Raw genomic sequence first — 19,326 nt, 5'->3', positions numbered from 1 at the left:
TAAAAAAAGGGCTTTTTGCCCTTTTTTTAGCTTTATTTTGTTTAAAGACTGGACGCCTTGCTAGTGACCTGCTAGTTTATAAAGCCAACTAATCCTTAGTTATACCAACAAACCTCACTCATGTATCAAACGATGATTTTGAGTATGACAATTGTAATAAAGAACCCACCAATATGCATTTACGCGAATTAAAAGACAAGTCTATTAAAGAGCTTGTAAACTTAGCTGAGTCCATGGGGCTCGAAAACGTAGCCCGTTTAAGAAAACAAGATATTATTTTCGCCATCCTAAAAGCGCATGCTAAAAGCGGTGAAAACATCTACGGCGGCGGTGTACTAGAGATCTTACAAGATGGTTTTGGTTTCTTAAGATCATCAGAAGCATCTTACTTAGCCGGCCCAGATGATATTTATGTATCACCGAGTCAAATCCGTCGATTCAGCATGCGTACTGGTGACTCAATTTCAGGCCTTATTCGCCCACCTAAAGACGGTGAGCGTTACTTCGCACTATTAAAAGTAAATGAAGTAAACTTCGACAAACCTGAAAATTCTCGCACTAAAATCCTATTTGAAAATCTTACCCCACTTCACGCTAACGAACGTTTACGTATGGAGCGTGGTAATGGTAGTACTGAAGACATCACGGCTCGTGTACTAGATTTAGCATCACCAATTGGTAAAGGCCAACGTGCACTCATCGTTGCTCCACCAAAAGCGGGTAAAACGATGCTACTGCAAAACATTGCGCAGTCAATCAGCTACAACCAGCCTGATTGTGAGCTAATGGTGCTTCTAATTGACGAACGTCCAGAAGAAGTTACAGAGATGCAGCGCCTTGTTAAAGGTGAAGTAATTGCCTCAACGTTCGATGAGCCAGCAAGCCGTCACGTTCAAGTTGCTGAAATGGTAATTGAAAAAGCGAAGCGTCTTGTTGAACACAAGAAAGATGTAGTTATCTTACTTGACTCAATTACACGCCTTGCTCGTGCCTATAATACTGTTATCCCATCATCAGGTAAGGTATTAACCGGTGGTGTTGATGCGAATGCATTACACAAGCCAAAACGTTTCTTTGGTGCGGCTCGTAACGTAGAAGAAGGCGGTAGCTTAACAATTATCGCAACAGCGCTTATCGACACTGGTTCGAAGATGGATGAAGTTATCTACGAAGAGTTCAAAGGCACAGGTAATATGGAATTACACTTAAATCGTAAGATTGCTGAAAAGCGTGTATTCCCAGCGATTGACTTTAACCGTTCAGGTACCCGTCGTGAAGAATTACTAACTAAACCTGATGAACTACAAAAAATGTGGATCTTACGAAAAATCGTTCATGAGATGTCAGAAATTGACGCAATGGAGTTCTTAATTGATAAGCTCTCAATGAGCAAAACCAATGATGAATTCTTTGACTCAATGAAACGTCAGTAAAAATTACTTTGTTTTTACAAATGCCTGTCTAATACAGGCATTTTTTTTATGTAAAACTAGGACATAACTCTTTAAAAGTTATACTTTTAAAGTGTTAGTTTATTGGTAATTTATAGAAATTTGTTCTATATATTAAAGGATTAAACGCTAAGGATTTCCTCAATGACTCGCATTAGAGTAGTTGTAGCTCTATTTATAATAAGCTTACTTAGTTGTATTGCTAGTTTTGCCATATTTGATTTTTCTATCACTGCTATGGCTGTACTTATGCTTGTTGTCGTAATCCCATGGCTTGTTCTAATTAGCTTTATTTATACAACTGATCAAAAGCAACAAGATTATTTAAGCTACTTTATTACGCATACCGCTTCTGAAAAGGGGATCGATTTTACTTTTCGCTTTGACGAAAATGACACCCAATTACCAAAAGAGTGTCATGCACTTAACGCAGGTTTAACAATGGCTGAGCATATGATAAGTGAAATATATGTATCATCAGCCCGCTTGTTACCAATGGCCGATGCATTACGTGATACTTATGCGTCAATGACTCAAAAAGCGACAATTCAAGATGCCCATGGCATTGACCTAGCAAACACAATTAATCGTATGATTGAGGTATCTAAAGAACTGGATAGAAGTCTTGAACAAATATTAAGCTCGGTATCAGATGCGACTAAATCAGTTCAACAAACTCGTTTAGACACTGATAAAAGCCAAGCAAGTCTCATAAAACTTGCCGATAATATCAACCTCACCAGTGAACAGATTATTTTACTTAAACAAGATAGTGATGCGATAGGCTCAGTCATTGATGTAATTAACAGTATTGCAGAGCAAACTAACTTACTTGCGCTAAACGCTGCAATCGAAGCCGCTCGAGCTGGTGAACAAGGCCGCGGTTTTGCAGTGGTTGCTGATGAGGTACGAAACCTAGCTGCTCGTACTAGTAAGTCGACACAAGAAGTGCGTGAGATGGTATCTAAAATTCAACATAGTACTGAACAAGCAAACCTATTAATGCAAACAGCACTTAAAGAAACGGAGCGCACGGTTGAGCTTTCTGAGGCTTCTACTAAAGAAACCAATAAAATTGAGCAAGCAATGCTAGAAATTAATGCGTTTTCTGAGAGTGTCCATGAGCAGGTAGCTATGCAAAGCCAGATGTCAGATGAAGCACAAGTTAGTATAGATGCAATGGTTGAGCTTAACTCTGATGCACTTTCAAGTTCACAAATACAAGCGGTGTCGAGTAAAGACTTAGTACGCCTTGCACACTCTCTGGACGAAAAACTGTCAATGTTTCTTATCACTCCAACAGAAACCGATCAAGAGCAGCGTATTGATCATTCTAGGTTTGAAATGACTCAAGAGGTTGAACAAGTTCAAGACGGTGATATTGAGCTGTTTTGATCAACCGAAGCGTTGTGTAGATGCTCTAGTAATTGAGCAACCAAACTAGTTAAGTCAGCAGTTTTATCTTGCTTCAATGCCGATTCAAGTGCCATAGCACTATCCGCGATACCATCCAGTGCAAACATTTTCGCAGCACCACCGATTCGGTGAGCATCCTGTTGTAAATTAAATAGCTCATGGGCTGCAAAGTGCTGCTGTATCAACGCGCTTTCATGCTCAAAGCTATTAATAAAGCTTGCAACCAAATCACTCATATCTTGCTGAGATTTAGCTACTGCGCTGTCCTTTTTACAATGCTTAGCAAGTTGCGTATAAAATACTTTCTTATCAATTGGTTTAGCAAGGTAACCGGTGAACCCTGCTTGAAGATAACTGTCGATTTCGTGGCTAATAGCATTAGCCGTTAACGCATATACTGGCTGTGTAAAGCCGCACTCTTGTAATAACTTGAGCGCTTTTAAACCATCAAGTACTGGCATTTGAATATCCAGCAGTACCACATCAGGAAATTCCTTAAGGCACTGCTCTACAGCTTGCTCACCATTTTCTACCGCAATTACTTCAAGGCCCATAGATTCTAAATAACGAGCAATTAAACGGCGATTATCAGGGTGATCTTCAGCGAGTAGAACTTTCCCAGATAAACCTTTTACAACTGGCTGTACAAACTTTTCAGACTCTATCACATCAGAGCTTGGAGTACGTTCTTTACATGGTAAGTAAAACGAAAATATGCTGCCTTTATTTAGCTCACTTTCAACACTAATATAACCCCCCATCATCATTGCAAGCTGTTGCGATAAGCTTAACCCAAGCCCTGTCCCCCCAAAGCGTCGGCTAATACTGTTATCTCCTTGCCTAAAACACTCAAATATTTGTTTTAGTTGCTCGGTATTCATACCAATACCGGTATCAGTTACACGAAACCACACGCCTTGCTCTACTTTAGAGACTTTTAAGTCTACTTCGCCTTGGTTAGTGAATTTAATTGCATTTGCACATAGGTTGATGAGTATCTGTTTTATGCGGGTAAAATCTAGCTGACAGTAAAACTGCTCGCCAAGCACATTATGAAAAGTAAAGTTAAGGCCTTTATCTTTAGCCTGACCACTGAGCATCGAGTGGACGTCGGTGAGTAATCGAACTAAATCACCTTCTTTTAGGCTTAACTCAAGCTTGTTAGCCTCGATTTTACTAATATCGAGAACGTCGTTAATCAGCTCTTTTAAATGATCGCTTTGTTTTTGAATCACGGCAAGCTCATCGTTTAACTGCTCTGGTTTATAATAACCATTCATTAAATTATCAGTTTGGCCCAGTATTGCGGTTAAAGGAGTACGAATTTCATGACTAATATTTGCTAAAAACTGACTTTTAATTTCGTTAGCACTACGTAGTTGCTCTGCCGTTTCTTCAAGCTCCTTGGTCCGCTTAGCAACCATTAACGAAAGTTGCTCTTTTGCACCTTTTTCAATACTGCGACGGTAAATAGTAATACCCGTTACCACTATCATCACAAATAAGATAAACAACATAATGCCCAACTGACGCTGTTTTGACATTTCGAGCTCTTGTACATGCTGTAGCTGCTTCAACTCAACAATTTCTTGACTGAGCTGACTTGCTTGGATTTGGCTTTGTAGCTCGCTCATTGACTTTAATAATCTGATGCTTTGCTCACTTTTAAATGAACGAACAAACTCATCAAAACTAGCAACAGCTCCGGCATAATCTCCTTTTCCGGATTTAATCAGGGCCATCATTCCGGCGCCATCTTGCACTCTAAGATCGTCTTTATATTGTTTAGCCATAGAAACAGAGGTGGTGAGAGTTGCTTCAGCTTTATTTAGCTTACCTTGTAATAACTCGATTTTTGCCTGTGACAATAAGCCTGCAAGCTCTAAGGTTTTATTATCAATACTTTTTGCAAATTCAACTGCTTTTTCTGCATGACTTAAGGCAAGCTCTAAATCACCGGTGCGTAAATATACATTGGCGATATTAGCGTGGCGAGATGAGAGAAAGTAAGCATTATTCGTTTCTTGGTAGTATCTCAAGGCTCGCTGATAGTAGTGCAAAGAAAGTTGATACTGACCAAGTTCAGAATACGCAACCCCCATATTGCCATAAGACTGAGCTATGCCATCTTCATCGCCTAACTTTTGGAAAATCTCTAGCGTTTCTCGATACATTTCTAATGCAGTATCATAACTAGATAAACGAATATAAATACCTGCAATGTTGTGTAATATATCGGCTTTATCTTGTGCATTACCATGTTCTTCGTAAATATCTTTCGCTTCTTTGTAATATTTCAGCGCTTGCTCCATATTGAACATATCAAAGTAGGCAAGGCCAATATTACTTAGCAAATTAGCCTCAGCAATTGGTTCAGGTAGCTTTTTGGCAATACTTAATGCTCTGCTGTAAGCAATTACCGCTTGCTGCATCAAGCCTTGATAATAATAAGTTACGCCCTGCATTTTTAGGGCAAGGAAATAGCGCTTTGGGGTCGCAGCAAAACTAGTTGCTTGCTCTGCCAATTGGTAATTTTTTACGGCCGCTGAGAAATTACCTTTAGCTAGAGCAAAGTCCCCAAGCTGCATGTATATATCGAGGCTTTTTTCTTGATTTGTTGTATTTTGATTAAGCAGTTTTTTGGCAAGCTGTTGCTTTTCTTGCCATTGCTCGGATTGGCTAAATTGCTCAAGTAACGAAGTGGATGCAAAGCTAGACTGCGAAAAAAACAAACTACAGCTGAACATTAAAGAAGTGAGCAAGCTAACACGCAGTGATGTGAACATATGGCGAAATCCCTTAATATCAACTTAGCCTGAAAATGAGGTTATTTAAGCTCGGCTAAATGCATTCCCTAGTATCTAAAAACATTAGCGTAGTTTCAAAAAAGCAGCTGTGATAGCGTATACCACTGTAGATTACACTAAAGATAGGCTTGCGAACAATGGTTAACCCACTGATTGATGAGATTTTTTACCTTCTTTTGGAACAACCTGTTTGGAAGGTTCATACGCTTACCAGCGCACTTAGCGAATCAGGAAAAATTGAGCAATTAGATAATGACCCACAAAAAGATCTGTTTAAGCGCAACTTTCTAGTTATGAATGCTCTATATCAGCTGCAAACACAACTTGCACCAGAGCAACAGCTACAAATTGCCTCATTACATATTGAGCTTGTTAATGAGCAGATAAGTAACGCATTAGAAAATCACGATCCGCTGCGAGATTATTATTTAGATTGGCAAAACTATGATACAACGAGCGATGAGATTGATGCGATGTTAACTGATTTTTGGCAGCGCTTTTCATCATATAGTCCAAAAAGGGTCATTCTCTCGCTATCTCAGCAGCAGCTGTTGGAATTACAACAGGCGTGGCAGCTACCTACTGATTTTTCGGAAAAACAGTTACAAAAGCGTTGGCGACAACTGGCGCTAAAACACCACCCAGACCGCCAAGGCTGTGCAATTGAGTTTAAGAAAATACAACTTGAATATGAGCAACTTAAAGCTAGCTGCTCATAACTCAACAATTTATCTGCTCAAACGTCGCGCACGAATTTTACGCTTTTTAATATTACCTTCAGTCAATTTACGTAATGCAGGTTTTGCAGCAGCTCGCTCCACAGCAATAAAAGCCACATTATCAAGTACGTTAATTTTACCTACCTGATGACCTGCAATCCCTTCTTTGCCTGTTAATGCACCTAAAATATCACCGGCACGAATTTTTTGCTTTTTACCAGCATCAATCATAATCGTTGCCATAGTAGGCTTATAAGCGGGTTTTTCGAGCAAGCTAAATGGAGGAATAGGTTCTGGGTCAAAATCACGCTCATAGTGGTCACCAATTTGTGCCACTTTAAATTGCTCAGCTTCACCATAAATAGAACATGCTATGCCCTTTTTACCTGCTCGACCAGTACGGCCAACACGGTGAACATGGGTTTGTGGGTCATGTGCTAGATGATAGTTCACTACCATGTCCATGTCATTGATATCTAAGCCTCGTGCTGCAACATCCGTTGCCACCAAAATACAGGCGCTTTTATTAGCAAAGCGGATTAAGGTACGTTCACGTTCACGTTGATCTAAATCACCGTGTAAGGCAACCGCACTAAACCCTTCAGCATAAAGGTCATCACAAATCTGTTGTGTTTCAACCTTGGTGTTACAAAAAACCACACAGCTTTCTGGCTGGAACTTCAATAACAACAGCTTCAATGTATTAAAGCGCTGTTTGTTGTTATCTAGCTTGTAAAAGTATTGTTTGATTGTGCTTTTGGTTTGCTCTTCTTCTACCTTAATCATTTCAGGATTGCTAAGTACTCTCTCAGCAACAGCTGCTATTGATTTTGGATAAGTCGCACTAAACAATAACGTTTGACGTTGATTTGGAATGCACTCAACAATAGCATCAAGGGTATCTTGAAAGCCCATATCTAACATTTGGTCAGCTTCGTCTAACACTAAGGTTTCGACATCATCTAAGCGTAATGTGCCTTTGCGAATATGATCGTCAACACGACCAGGGGTACCGACAATAATATGTGCGCCATGTTCTAGCGAACCAATTTGTGGACCAATAGAGACACCGCCACATAAAGTCAAAACTTTAATATTATGGATACCACGTGCAAGCTTACGCACTTCTTCAGCTACCTGCTCTGCTAGCTCTCGAGTAGGGCACAAAATTAGAGACTGAATTCGAAACCGTTTCACATTTAACTTAGCCAACACACCTAAACTAAATGCAGCCGTTTTACCCGACCCCGTTTTTGCTTGGGCAATAATATCTTTGCCTTGTAAGATCACTGGCAAACTTTGCGCTTGTACTGGCGTCATTTGCGTATAACCTAAAGTTGATAAGTTATCGGTTAACTCTCGCGGCAAAGCCAAAGATGAAAAAGCAGTAGCAGTCACAGTAATATTCCAAACTTGATAATTGAGGGACATCCTCGAAGATGCTGTGGATCATAGCAGAGAATGTGCTGTTTCTCTAAACGAAAACACCGTTCGACATGTTTAATTCATATTTGCTTACAGTTTGCCGCTTTCTAACTCTCTGCATTTGTTCTAGTTTATTGATAGCAATCTTCAGGAAGAAACTATGCTTCTATTTAATACCGCTGCAGCTGATGTTGTTTATAAAAAACAAAAAACGTGCCCTCACTGCCATAGCGAACATTATTCTTTAAGCAATCATAGTAAAGTTTTACGCTTTACTATTTTGCCCATCATCCCATTATCTATTAATTATCAAAGACAATGTGATGACTGTGGCTATGTTACTCCTGCACCTTGGTATTCATTGCCAGCCTTAGAATTAGTGTCGTTTATAAAATACTTTATTGGTCTATTCTTCATCGTTTACCTATTAACAAATGCATTTATCGGTGCGAATGAACAAACTGAAAATGAGCAAACTTACTTAAACGAGCCAAAGTTATTTGATACCTATTTTGTCTATTCAGATAAATTTACTGGCAAACCAAAACGTATTAACAACTTAAAAGTAGCTCAGCTCGTTGAATTTGATGATAAAAGCATGACTTTTAGAGTTGCTAACTACACTTACAAGTACAATAAAGACATCGAAATTGCCATGCGTACCAGCATGCTAGTTCAAGATGATTACTTTTCTAGTAAAACCCTGACTTTCAGTAAGTCACAAATAAAGCAGCTTTATGATGAAGGCAGCATTTATAAAATTATGCGACCTGAACTTTATAGTTTATTTGGTGGTTTTGTTATGCACCCGCCTAGACCTAAGCCTTTATATACGGGCGTTAAGCTAGATAAGCATAACCAGGAAGGGATTACTTACTTCAAAGATGGCCTATACGAGGAAGCGTTGAAAAGTTTTACTCTGTCTGCGGAAGATGGTTATGCATGGGGGCAATTAAACTTGGGTCAGATGTATCGTGATGGCCAAGGGACAGAAGTGAATAACGAAAAAGCAGCTTACTGGCTCAACAAAGCTACCTTACAAGGGAATCCTAAAGCAAAGATTGAGCTCGCAGAGCTATGCTTGAGTTACGATTGTAGTAAATTGAATACTCAATAATCTATTACCCATAAACATCACTCAGCAGAAACCATCCTAATAACATGACACTCGCTATTTACTTTTAATTTGTTATGTTATAACATTTTTGTACTGGCGTAATATTTATACTCTTTTAAAGCCGAGTTACTCTCTCTGCTCTGTTTTTGAGATTACGCAGCCTGATGAAAGAATCATCTTTTGAGTTTGTATAACTTGAAGGAAGACCTTGCACACTAGCACGCTTACGTTCCCGTGCTAAATCCTTGCCGGCGAGCTTGCTCGCCGGCATTTTTCTTTTAAAGCTTTAAATGTTCATCTAAGAAGGCCAATACTTTTTTGTAGTATAAAGCACGGTGCTCTTCTTTATAAAAACCGTGACCTTCATCATCAAGAATAGTTATTTCATATGGATGCTTAGCTTTTTTCAAAGCAGCTTCTAATGATTCAGCTTGTTCAATGGGCGCACGTTCATCTTCGCCACCATGTACAATAAGAACAGGTGCTTTTAGCTTATCGACATTATAAGCAGGCGAGAATGCTTTTAGTTCTGCCTCATCAGTACCAATCACTGTTTTTAGGTAATTAAGTCCATGACTGCGCGCTTGCGTGTCACCCTCTTCATACATAAGAGGCAAGTCGTAAACCCCCATCAGGCCTATTGCACACTTGAACATATCTGGTTCGATTATCGCGCTTTGTAGAGCAGAGTAACCACCAAAGCTGGCACCCATAATACAAATGTTATCTTTATCAACCGTGCCATCTTTTATTAATAGTTTTACACCATCAATAATATCGTGCTGAACATTTTGTCCCCACTGGCGATAACCGGCTTCTTGGAAGTTCATACCAAACCCCTCTGAACCACGGAAGTTAACCTTGAGCACTGCCATACCTTTATTCGCTAACATTTGTACTTCTGGATCATAGCCCCAGTAATCACGAGCGATTGGGCCACCATGCGGCATAACAACCAAAGGTAAGTTTTTCTCAGCTTTGCCATTTGGCACAGTTAAATAAGCAAGAATTGTTAAACCATCGCGGCTTTTAAAACGCAGTGGTGTGGTTTGCGCCATTTCATCTTGATTTATCCAGCCTCGCGCAGAGAAAAGCGCTCTTAACTTATTGGTATTCGCATCATAAAGATAATATTGCCCAGGGTTTATATCGCTCGATGCGAAAATAATATTTTTTGAGTCATCTTCTGTACTACTAACTAGCTGTACTTGACTGCCTGGCAGTGCACCCAATAAATCTTTAAGACGCTGTGATTTAGGCGAATTGCTATCAACAAACGCATAGCTTGGGTAGTCAGCCTCAGTTTCTATTGCAAATAACTCTTTGGATATTTCATCAACCCAAATATGCGACGGTGAAACATGTTTATCTTGAAAGATTTTCGTCACTTCTTTGGTTTTTAGGTTAATTTTAATAAGACTCTCTGCTTCTCCACCTTTTGATGCAGTGGCATATACAGACTCACCAGATTTATCAAACGCCTTTAATGAGATATCGGTGTAATTAATACCTTCTAAATCAAGCTCTTTCCAAAAACCGCCTTCAGGCTCTCGAACATGAATTGTCGCATTGAGGTAATCGTCACTTGATTCAGCGATACGAACGTTACCATCATGGTCCGTTAGAAATTCACCCATAGGTGCTGGTGAACGAGTAATTAAAGTACGAAGGCCGCGATAAACATCAACTTCATATACAACGGTAGTTGGTTCATTGGTTGCAGTCCACGGGTAAGTGACAACCAAAACTTTTTTATCATCATGAAGTAGGGGATCTAAAAGGTATGACGTTCCTTGAACTGGTGTTTGCTTTTTTAACCGAGTACCCGTTTGCTGTTCACCATGATAACCAATTACGTATGCGCCACGGCTACCATCGACGTTCACGGCAAATAACTCACCATAATAGATGGGGGTATCTTGCCAACCTTTTAAATACTCTTTTTCAAGAATAACACGCTCGTTGTTAACCCAATGGTATTCGCCAACCTGTGCATTACCCGGAAAAGCAACCGCGTGAGTTACTGCAAACTTGCTTGTATCAACAATGATGAGTGAATTTTTACCTTCGTGCTTTTTAATAGCAGCGACGTAATTGCCATCAGGAGAGATGGTTACACGACTAAAGTCATTACCTTTACTAAAATCTTCTACCGATAATTTTGCAGATTTAGCGAAACTGGTAAATGACAGCGTAAATAACGCGAGCCCCAGCATAAAAGTGAGGTATCGAGACATGATTAACTCCATTTAACGATTTAATTGTTATATTTAGCTGAGCAATAATAAAGCAAAGCCCCTATTTTATATACAAAAAATCAACAAAAATGGTTAATTTGATACTTTCTAATGACGAATTTTATGCCAAAATTCAACCACTAACACAACGATAATTCCAGCAACAACGCCCAATAAACCATCAAATATAATTGGCGTAGCCAACTCACCTGTTTTACCAAGTAAACCTGTTACAAACTCAGCGCTACCCTGTTGGGCGTGATGCAAAACGGGGATCCCATGTACCAATATGCCTCCGCCAACTAAAAACATAGCTACCGTTCCTGCAAAGGCTAAAAAGCGCATTAACTTAGGTGCTGACGCAAGTAAAAACTTACCCACTAGCTCTTTAAATTTACCACCACTTTGCTGCGCTTTTTGCAGTAGATACAAACCAGCATCATCAAGTTTAACAATGCCTGCAACTAACCCATACACACCAATGGTCATAATAATTGCAATTACACTTAGCACTAAAGCTTGATTAACCAGCGTTGCACCAGTAACTGTACCTAAAGTTATCACGATAATTTCTGCAGAGAGGATAAAATCGGTGCGGATCGCCCCTTTCACTTTTTGCTTTTCGTATTCTTGTAAGTCCAGTTGTTCAGCCAAAGTTTCATCTTCTTGTTGAGCATGACCAAACAGCTTTTCGATAATTTTCTCTGCACCTTCAAAGCACAAAAACAGCCCGCCAACCATTAACAGCGGAGTGATTAACCAAGGTAACCAAACACTAATCAATAACGCTGCCGGCACTAAGATGGCTTTGTTGATAAATGACCCTTTTGCCACAGCCCAAACCACGGGCAACTCTCTATCGGCGGTTACCCCAGTGACTTGCTGAGCATTCAGAGCGAGGTCATCACCTAACACCCCTGCTGTTTTTTTTGTTGCGACTTTACTCATCGTCGCAATATCGTCTAAAAGTGTTGTAATATCATCAAGTAAGGTTAGTAAATTAGTGCCTGCCATGGTGGTTCCTTGCCCATTAAATACATTATCAACATAACTTATCCTGCCATTTTCACCAACGGTTAATTTTTCTTTGTTAGGCTTATAGCTCATTCAAAAATAGAGGTGTTTCTATGATTAAACCACTTCTCTCGGGGCTCGCTTTAATTACCTTGTGCGCATGTGCTGAGCAAAGTGCACCAAGCAATTATCTGTGCGATGGGACCCTCAGTGCCAGTATTGTTGAAAACAATGATGAGGAAGCAAGATTGACATTTAAGGACAATGAATTTTTACTCAATCGCCAAGTAAGTGGCTCAGGAGTTAAATACAGTGCCGATAATGTGCTGTTTTGGTCTAAAGGCGATGAAGCTATGCTGATTTTAAAAGGTAAAAAGTACCAATGTAGCTTAATTCAGCAATAGCAAAACCTATCGCGGCTAAATTAGCTTAATCAGTGGTTTTGAGTATAATAGCGACAGTTTATTCAGCGTTTAAGCGGCTATAATGAAATACAAAGATCTTCGCGAATTTATCGAGTTATTAGAACAAAAAGGTGAACTAAAACGGATCAAACACGAAATTGATCCTTACCTTGAAATGACCGAAATTGCCGACCGCACGTTACGTGCCGAAGGCCCTGCTCTGTTATTCGAAAACCCTAAAGGCCACACTATTCCCGTTCTTGCCAACCTTTTTGGTACACCCAAACGCGTTGCCATGGGTATGGGACAAGATGATGTTAGTGAACTGCGCGAAGTCGGTAAGTTATTAGCTTTTCTAAAAGAGCCTGAGCCACCTAAAGGCATTAAAGAGGCATTAGGGCAAATCCCAGTATTCAAACAAGTATTGAATATGCCTGCAAAAGAAGTAAAAAAAGCGCCTTGTCAGCAAGTCATACTTGAAGGTGATAATGTCGACTTAACCAAGCTGCCTATCCAACATTGCTGGCCGGGTGATGCAGCCCCATTGATTACATGGGGCTTAACGGTTACCAAAGGGCCTTATAAAAAGCGTCAAAACTTAGGTATTTACCGTCAGCAGCTACTGGGTAAAAACAAAATTATTATGCGTTGGTTATCGCATCGCGGTGGCGCATTAGATTTTCGTGAATGGTGTAAAGAGCACCCTGGCGAACCCTACCCTGTGTCTGTGGCATTAGGTGCTGATCCTGCGACAATCTTAGGCGCTGTAACACCCGTCCCTGATACCCTAAGTGAATATGCGTTTGCTGGTTTACTACGCGGTAGTAAAACTGAAGTTGTTAAATCGATTTCAAATGACCTACAAGTGCCAGCTACCGCAGAGTTCGTGCTTGAAGGTTATATTATGCCGGGTGAAACAGCCCCTGAGGGCCCTTATGGCGATCACACAGGTTACTACAACGAAGTAGACGAGTTTCCGGTGATGACGGTCACTCACATTACACATCGTGAAAATCCAATTTATCACAGCACTTACACTGGCCGCCCACCAGATGAGCCAGCAGTACTCGGGGTTGCATTGAACGAAGTGTTCGTGCCAATTCTGCAAAAGCAGTTCCCTGAAATTGTAGATTTTTATCTACCGCCTGAAGGCTGCTCTTATCGCATGGCTGTGGTCACGATGAAGAAACAATACCCAGGTCATGCCAAGCGCGTAATGATGGGTGTGTGGTCTTTCTTGCGTCAATTTATGTATACCAAGTTCGTGATCGTTTGCGATGATGATGTAAATGCACGCGACTGGAACGACGTGATATGGGCAATCACCACACGTATGGACCCTGCTCGTGATACGACAATGATCGAAAACACACCAATTGATTATTTAGATTTTGCATCGCCAGTATCTGGCCTTGGCTCAAAGATGGGCATGGATGCGACTAATAAATGGCCTGGTGAAACAGACCGCGAATGGGGTGAACCCATTGTCATGGACCCAAAAATCAAAGAACGTGTTGATGAATTATGGGACAGCTTAGATATTCTCTAGGCTGTGTCTATGTTAAACTGCTCAAAATTTAACGGTTATGAGTGCGATTCATAACCGAATTTGCTTCTGTGCTTATAAAGGTAAACTATGCAAACATTACTCGCTGACGTGGTTGCGATCAGCCCGCTTACAGACCACGTACATAAGGTCATTTTGAAACCACAGCAACCTGTGTCATTCGAGGCAGGCCAATATATGCAACTAGTATTAGGCGAAAAAGATAAGCGTGCCTTTTCTATTGCAAGCCGCCCGTCGCAAACTGACCAAATTGAACTACACATTGGTGCCGCGGGTGCTGATTCGTATGCAATGCAAGCGCTTGATCATTTACGTCAAGCACATACAGAGCAACAGCAAGTTAATGTTGAAGTGGGCTTAGGTATATCACAGTTGCGAGTTGAGGGTGAGCGCCCAATTATTCTACTTGCTGGCGGTACTGGTTTTTCTTATGCCAAATCAATGGCTGATCACCTTGCTGAAATTGGCTGTGAGCGTCCTGTATTATTTTACTGGGGTGTACGTGAACAAGCTGCACTTTATGCACATGATGAAATGCAAGCATGGGCAAACAGCAACCCACATTTCCAATATATTCCTGTGGTTGAAAATGCACCGCAAAGCTGGACAGGCAAAACCGGTTACGTCCACAAAGCCGTTATGGAAGATATCGTGTCTTTAGAACCATACGATATTTACATGGCAGGCCGCTTCGACATGATTGGCGTGGTTCGCGATGATTTTATCAATCATGGTGCGGTACGTGAGAACATGTACGCCGACGCATTTGCATTCATTAAATAACTAACTCATACAGGTTATTGTTAAGGCATCCAATTGGATGCCTTTTTTATTTGTTTTACCTATCGCCTTAATCCATCTAAACGATTTCACAAACTGCATTTCCTTGACCATACTTTGTTTAGAATAATGATGGGGAGAGACCCAAATGCTAAATACAAAAGTACAAGACTTTATGCAACGTAAGTTGCCACACATTACGCCTGAAACTGAAATGACCACCGCGATTAGCGAGCTGCAAAAGTTTAAATTACTAGGCGCACCAGTATTCGATGACAACAAAAGCCTAGTTGGCTTTATTTCTGAACAAGAGCTGCTACAACCGCTTATGCAAAACAGTTATTTCTGCGATGGCGTGGTAAAGGTAAAACAACTAATGCGCACCGATGTTGTCACGGTGAGTAGCGATCAAAACATCATTGAGCTGGCAGGTGGTATGCAAACTGGTAAGCCAAAAAATTACCCGGTTATTGAGGATGGTAAGGTTGTTGGCATGATCAGCCGAGGAGATGTGCTCAAGGCATTGTATGAAAACTATGTCTCATGCCAAGAGCACCAAGTATAAGTTAGCTGCTTAACGATTAGCAGCTAACTGTTTTAAAGCAGCTTTATCTGCATCGCTTAAATAAGCAATTTCAAGCGCATTAGCTTGTGCTTTTTCCATATCGGCTTGGCTTAAACCTGCCGCAGGTGCTGCTACTTGATACTCATACGCTATTTCAATACCTTCAACTGCTGGATCATCAGTATTAATTGATGCCAAAATACCATGGTCTAAGAAGGTTTTTAACGGGTGCTTTGCAAGCTCAGCAACAGTACTGGTTTGAATGTTACTGGTTAAGCAAGACTCAATACCAATGCGCTTATCACGTAAGTAATCCATTAGCGCAGCATCTTCAATCGCTTTTACACCATGACCAATACGCGTAGCACCAAGCTCGTTAATTGCCTGCCAAATGCTTTCGCTACCTCGCGCTTCACCAGCGTGAATAGTGGCAGCTAAGTATGCATCATGAACTTGCTTAAAGTGATCAACAAATAACTCACCAGGAAAACCAATTTCATCGCCAGCTAAATCAACAGCCACTAAATCATTTTTAAAAGCAAGCAGAGCATCAAGCTCTTGCTGACAAATTTTAGTACCATAAGTACGCGACATAATGCCAATTAGGTTGGCTTTAATTGGTGCGTTTTGACACGCACTTTTAACACCATCAACTACCGCTTCGACAACACCTTGCGGGTGTAGACCTTGGCTTTGCGCCATATAATATGGACTAAAACGAAGCTCTACGTAATCGAGGTTTTGGGCAATAGCATCTTCAACGTTCTCGATAGCAATACGACGACATGCATCGTAATCACCCAATACTTTTACACCCCAATCTAACTTTTGCAAAAATGCCATTAGATTAGGTTCAGGGTCGATAACCTGTACGTGTGGAATAAGCGCTTCAATGTTATCAGCTGGTAATTCTAGGTTGAACTGACGACCAAGTTCTAAGATCGTTTGTGGGCGAACATTACCATCTAGATGACGGTGAATATCAAGCAATGGAAGTTTGTTATTGATCATAATTAGCACTCAGGTTCAGTAAATTTGCGCGGATCATACGTACCCACGACGATATTTCAAGTTTAGATGATTTTATTTACTTTTTTGAGGTCAAATGTCTGCTTTAATGACCGCTATCATTTTGCAAGAAATGCCACAAAGTTTTAAAAAGTTTATCAGCATCAATTGGCTTCGTTAAATAACCATTCATACCACTGGCTAAGCCTTTCTTTTGGTCATCATCTTGGGCATTTGCCGATAAGCCAATGATCGGTAAATCAGTGATCAGCAACTCATTGCGAATAACTTTGGTTGCTTCTAAGCCATCCATATTCGGCATTTGAATATCCATGAGCACAAGGTCATAGCTTTTTTCACTGATCATCTTAATAGCCTCGCGGCCATCTTTAGCAATATCAGGTTGGCAGCCTTTGGTTTTTAAAATAGAACTCGCCACATGTTGATTCAATGGGTTATCTTCAACCAATAGAATTGCATCATCGGCAAATGAAACAGTAGTCACATCTATATCAGCTAACTCATCATCACTATGAACCACCTCTTCAAGAGGAGACTCAAATGGCAGCGAAATTGTAAATGTTGAGCCTTGTCCCTCAGTACTACTGAGGCTTATCTCGCCTCCCATCATAACAATGAGTTTTTGGCAAATACTCAAGCCTAAACCTGTACCACCGAAGCGACGAGAGGTTGAGCTATCAGCTTGTGAGAATGGTTTAAACAGGCGCTGCTGGGCCTCTTTACTGATGCCAATACCTGTATCAATAACACTAAAGTAAGTAAATTCACCCTGCTGCCAAATCCGCACTGTAATCGTTCCCTCTTGAGTGAACTTCACCGCATTATTTAACAGATTCAATAATATTTGTTTTAAACGGATTGGATCGGTATGGATCAGTAGGTGTTCAGAAGCATCAAACTCAACTCTAAATTCTAAAGAGCGAGAGTTAAGTTCAAACTGCAGTAAGTTCGTTAATTCACTCACAAGCGCATTCACATCAATAGGCTCTTGATGTAACTCCAGACGCCCTGCTTCAATTTTAGAAAAATCTAAAACATCATTTATCACCCGTAATAGAACATTCAATGCACCGTCTGCTTGATCGATATAACTACGCGCTTGTTGCCAATCTTGCTCTTGCATTGCTAAGTAATGCAGCCCCTTAATACCATTAATAGGCGTGCGTATTTCGTGACTCATATTAGCTAAGAACTCACTTTTAATTTGGCTAGCTTTATCGGCTTTTTGTTTTTCTTCGCGAAGGCTTTGGGTTTGCTTTGCTACTTGCTGACGAATTTGAATATTAGTGCCTGTTACCGATATCAAAAAGGTAATCAATAACCACACAAACAGCATTCCGACAATTTGCGCAAGCCAATAAGACAGCCAAGATGACTGGGCTACTGATTCCCATAGTTTCACCTGCCAAACACGCTCACCAATAATAAAATTAAAGCTTGCGATTGCTGTAGTGCCAACACGATGAGGGCTGTAAATTTCAACAGGGTTAGTACCATCGGTAACATCAAAAAAACTGGCATCAATCTCGGTGTTTTGATTAAAGTTAAGTGTTTGCGCCAACACTTCCAGATTGACCACAGCAACAACATAACCTCTAAAACCTACTTGATGGTTAATGTCTGAATAAACAGGGTTAAAGAACAAAACGCCCTTTTCGCTGCCATCTCCTTGCATAAGGGTGATTGGTTCACTCACAGTGACATTTTTAATTAACCGAGAGTCTGTAAGCGCTTGTTTACGTAATTCGTTTGAGGCCAAATCAAAACCTTGAGCGGGTTGGTTGCCCTCTAAAGGGTGAACATATTGCACCGGAAAATACACCGCTCGCTTACTCACCGGCTGCCATTGCCCTGCAGCATTTTTTTCTTTCACGTAATAGTGGGTGCCTAGTTCATCACGCAGTAGATTTTGATAATTAGTTAGTTGCGAGTGAATAACCTTTGGCGCCCATTCAAAGGCAAGTATCTCTTCACTGTATTGCAATTGACGTGCTGTAAAGCGCTTAAATTCATCAAAATCAACTGCATCGCTACTAGCAAAAAAGGTCGCTAATAAAGCTAAGTGTGACTTAATTTCATCAACTTGGTGCTCAAGATTAGTATGAATCGCACTGACTTTGGCTTGCTGGCGCTGTAAGTCTTTATCTTTTTTTACACTGGCTGCGCCATAAAAACTGACACAAATAACCATATAGATTAATAGCGACGGCACAATTATTTGTAGCCGCTGGCGAGTGTGATGGTAACTAAATGCAGCTAAAACTAATGGCGTGAAAATCAGCACCCCAATACTGTCACCAATCCACCATGCAATAAAATTATTAAGTGCCGCATAACTCGGAATAACATTATTTATGACCAGTAAAGCTGTGCCAATTGATGCCGCAATCAAGCTACACAAAGGGCCGCCAATCATTAAACCAAGCATACTTTGCTTTAATGACGATAATTCAATCGGGCGTTTAACTACATGAATAATAATGTAATAGGCAAGCCAAGCTTGGAATGTTGATGCTGTTGTTACACCGATAGCCTGCAGCATCATTTGCCAATGGAAAATATCAGTGGCTTTATCAAGGTGAATGAGGTTTACAAAGAACGCCCCTAGCAAAACTCCTGGTAGGGCACGATTTCGAAATAGCAAGATACTGGCAAGAGCAATACCTGAAGGCGGCCATGCAGCAACCGCATAACCATCAATCGCCAGCAAAGAATTACTTAAATACCCTGTAAGAAAGTAAGCAAGTGCGATACTTATGGTCAGTGTAAATAAGTTCTTCAAGCCATCGCTCCTT

At 40.6% G+C, this 19,326-nt stretch carries 14 protein-coding genes; 8 read left to right on the top strand and 6 right to left on the bottom strand.

The features are described from left to right. Window positions 1-173 precede the first annotated feature (173 nt). Together rho and QUE86_RS08400 are read left to right on the top strand one after the other, a co-directional pair. Window positions 174-1,433: a transcription termination factor Rho gene (rho, locus tag QUE86_RS08405; RefSeq protein WP_062566226.1), complete on the top strand. Its 1,260-nt coding sequence runs from the start codon at window positions 174-176 to the stop codon at window positions 1,431-1,433. A 162-nt stretch (window positions 1,434-1,595) separates the two neighbouring features. Further along, window positions 1,596-2,846, top strand: a complete 1,251-nt coding sequence (locus tag QUE86_RS08400; RefSeq protein WP_130050028.1) for a methyl-accepting chemotaxis protein — start codon at window positions 1,596-1,598, stop codon at window positions 2,844-2,846. Here QUE86_RS08400 and QUE86_RS08395 read toward each other — a convergent pair. Further along, window positions 2,819-5,653, bottom strand: coding sequence for a tetratricopeptide repeat protein (locus tag QUE86_RS08395; RefSeq protein WP_286256555.1), 2,835 nt, complete (start codon window positions 5,651-5,653; stop codon window positions 2,819-2,821). The genes QUE86_RS08400 and QUE86_RS08395 overlap by 28 nt on opposite strands. A gap of 158 nt (window positions 5,654-5,811) precedes the next feature. On the opposite strand from QUE86_RS08395, the gene QUE86_RS08390 reads away from it, so the two are divergent. After that, window positions 5,812-6,393 carry a DNA-J related domain-containing protein gene (locus QUE86_RS08390; RefSeq protein WP_130050030.1) on the top strand — a complete coding sequence of 194 codons (582 nt, stop codon included), beginning with the start codon at window positions 5,812-5,814 and terminating at the stop codon, window positions 6,391-6,393. A 9-nt stretch (window positions 6,394-6,402) separates the two neighbouring features. On the opposite strand, the gene dbpA is transcribed toward QUE86_RS08390, so the two are convergent. Beyond that, complete coding sequence (dbpA, locus tag QUE86_RS08385; protein WP_130050031.1) at window positions 6,403-7,791, bottom strand: ATP-dependent RNA helicase DbpA; 1,389 nt, start codon at window positions 7,789-7,791, stop codon at window positions 6,403-6,405. A 187-nt stretch (window positions 7,792-7,978) separates the two neighbouring features. Between dbpA and QUE86_RS08380 the strand changes: the two genes are divergently transcribed. Next, entirely contained in the window at window positions 7,979-8,935 is a 957-nt protein-coding gene (locus tag QUE86_RS08380; protein ID WP_286256550.1) for a tetratricopeptide repeat protein, read from the top strand. A 278-nt stretch (window positions 8,936-9,213) separates the two neighbouring features. Here QUE86_RS08380 and QUE86_RS08375 read toward each other — a convergent pair whose 3' ends face one another. Together QUE86_RS08375 and QUE86_RS08370 are read right to left on the bottom strand one after the other, a co-directional pair. Further along, entirely contained in the window at window positions 9,214-11,172 is a 1,959-nt protein-coding gene (locus tag QUE86_RS08375) for an alpha/beta hydrolase family protein (RefSeq protein ID WP_286256548.1), read from the bottom strand. Window positions 11,173-11,280: 108 nt separating this feature from the next. Next, on the bottom strand, window positions 11,281-12,186 hold the full coding sequence (locus QUE86_RS08370; protein ID WP_286256546.1) for a DUF808 domain-containing protein: 906 nt from the start codon (window positions 12,184-12,186) through the stop codon (window positions 11,281-11,283). A gap of 113 nt (window positions 12,187-12,299) precedes the next feature. Between QUE86_RS08370 and QUE86_RS08365 the strand changes: the two genes are divergently transcribed. The 4 genes from QUE86_RS08365 (at window position 12,300) to QUE86_RS08350 (ending at window position 15,502) form a co-directional block, all read left to right on the top strand. After that, window positions 12,300-12,590: an MliC family protein gene (locus QUE86_RS08365; RefSeq protein WP_250661515.1), complete on the top strand. Its 291-nt coding sequence runs from the start codon at window positions 12,300-12,302 to the stop codon at window positions 12,588-12,590. An 82-nt stretch (window positions 12,591-12,672) separates the two neighbouring features. After that, entirely contained in the window at window positions 12,673-14,139 is a 1,467-nt protein-coding gene (ubiD, locus tag QUE86_RS08360; protein ID WP_286256542.1) for a 4-hydroxy-3-polyprenylbenzoate decarboxylase, read from the top strand. Between the two features lie 87 nt (window positions 14,140-14,226). Further along, the gene (gene fre, locus QUE86_RS08355) at window positions 14,227-14,940 is read left to right on the top strand and encodes an NAD(P)H-flavin reductase (RefSeq protein WP_167658816.1); all 714 of its coding nucleotides are present in this window, start codon (window positions 14,227-14,229) and stop codon (window positions 14,938-14,940) included. 145 nt (window positions 14,941-15,085) lie between these two features. Then, on the top strand, window positions 15,086-15,502 hold the full coding sequence (locus QUE86_RS08350) for a CBS domain-containing protein (protein WP_286256541.1): 417 nt from the start codon (window positions 15,086-15,088) through the stop codon (window positions 15,500-15,502). Window positions 15,503-15,511: 9 nt separating this feature from the next. Here QUE86_RS08350 and add read toward each other — a convergent pair whose 3' ends face one another. Then, complete coding sequence (gene add, locus QUE86_RS08345; RefSeq protein ID WP_130050038.1) at window positions 15,512-16,513, bottom strand: adenosine deaminase; 1,002 nt, start codon at window positions 16,511-16,513, stop codon at window positions 15,512-15,514. A gap of 103 nt (window positions 16,514-16,616) precedes the next feature. Next, entirely contained in the window at window positions 16,617-19,313 is a 2,697-nt protein-coding gene (locus QUE86_RS08340; RefSeq protein ID WP_286256538.1) for an ATP-binding protein, read from the bottom strand. Window positions 19,314-19,326: the final 13 nt, after the last annotated feature.

The organism is Pseudoalteromonas apostichopi, assembly GCF_030297135.1.
In the GTDB taxonomy this organism is placed as follows: Bacteria; Pseudomonadota; Gammaproteobacteria; order Enterobacterales; family Alteromonadaceae; genus Pseudoalteromonas; species Pseudoalteromonas apostichopi.
Note: the sequence above shows the minus strand (reverse complement) of the source record. Positions and strands in the feature narration are given on the sequence as shown.

Excerpts from the sequence above, each read along its gene's own strand:
- rho (WP_062566226.1), top strand. The coding sequence starts at position 174 with ATGCATTTACGCGAATTAAAAGACAAGTCTATTAAAGAGCTTGTAAAC.
- QUE86_RS08400 (WP_130050028.1), top strand. The coding sequence starts at position 1,596 with ATGACTCGCATTAGAGTAGTTGTAGCTCTATTTATAATAAGCTTACTT.
- QUE86_RS08395 (WP_286256555.1), bottom strand. The coding sequence starts at position 5,653 with ATGTTCACATCACTGCGTGTTAGCTTGCTCACTTCTTTAATGTTCAGC.
- QUE86_RS08390 (WP_130050030.1), top strand. The coding sequence starts at position 5,812 with ATGGTTAACCCACTGATTGATGAGATTTTTTACCTTCTTTTGGAACAA.
- QUE86_RS08380 (WP_286256550.1), top strand. The coding sequence starts at position 7,979 with ATGCTTCTATTTAATACCGCTGCAGCTGATGTTGTTTATAAAAAACAA.
- QUE86_RS08375 (WP_286256548.1), bottom strand. The coding sequence starts at position 11,172 with ATGTCTCGATACCTCACTTTTATGCTGGGGCTCGCGTTATTTACGCTG.
- QUE86_RS08370 (WP_286256546.1), bottom strand. The coding sequence starts at position 12,186 with ATGGCAGGCACTAATTTACTAACCTTACTTGATGATATTACAACACTT.
- QUE86_RS08365 (WP_250661515.1), top strand. The coding sequence starts at position 12,300 with ATGATTAAACCACTTCTCTCGGGGCTCGCTTTAATTACCTTGTGCGCA.
- ubiD (WP_286256542.1), top strand. The coding sequence starts at position 12,673 with ATGAAATACAAAGATCTTCGCGAATTTATCGAGTTATTAGAACAAAAA.
- fre (WP_167658816.1), top strand. The coding sequence starts at position 14,227 with ATGCAAACATTACTCGCTGACGTGGTTGCGATCAGCCCGCTTACAGAC.
- QUE86_RS08350 (WP_286256541.1), top strand. The coding sequence starts at position 15,086 with ATGCTAAATACAAAAGTACAAGACTTTATGCAACGTAAGTTGCCACAC.
- add (WP_130050038.1), bottom strand. The coding sequence starts at position 16,513 with ATGATCAATAACAAACTTCCATTGCTTGATATTCACCGTCATCTAGAT.